We start from the raw sequence: 463 nt of genomic DNA, 5'->3' as shown, positions 1-463 counted from the left end.
ATACACTGTCTTAATGGCGTTTATACTAATTTTTCAGTTAGTAACACCATTCTTTCAAACAACTGCGCGGGCAGCAACAACTGGTACAGATATTAGTACCGTTTTACCAGATTCGGCTAATCATAGCATTATTGATAATGCTGATGTTTCATTTACTGATGAAAGCAATCAACCTGTGGCTCCGAATCAGGTTACTTCAGATACCAATATTTCGTTGCATTATAATTGGTCAATTCCAAATAAGCTAAAGAATAACTATCAATTGAAGAGTGGTGATTATTATACTTTTCAGCTGCCTAAGAATATTACATACAGTGCAAGACATGGTCAGCTTGGGGATTATGGAGCTTATAGTATCACAACAGATGGTAAAGTGACGTTCACGTTTAATAGTAATGTTGAAGATCATGATACAATTAGTGGTGATTTTACGTACACCCAGAAAATTGATTCTCAAACGACC

Annotated in this window: 1 protein-coding gene; it reads left to right on the top strand. The window is 35.6% G+C overall.

Features of this window, described 5'->3' with window-relative positions:
* Nucleotides 1–463 (top strand): Ig-like domain-containing protein (locus tag CBI42_RS12875; RefSeq protein ID WP_179211418.1); only part of this gene is annotated, 463 nt, incomplete at both ends.

Origin of the sequence: Streptococcus sp. KR, assembly GCF_002238115.1 — a bacterium.
In the GTDB taxonomy this organism is placed as follows: domain Bacteria; phylum Bacillota; class Bacilli; order Lactobacillales; family Streptococcaceae; genus Streptococcus.
The sequence above is the reverse complement of the archived record's forward strand: the minus strand, read 5'-3'. Positions and strand labels throughout refer to the sequence as shown.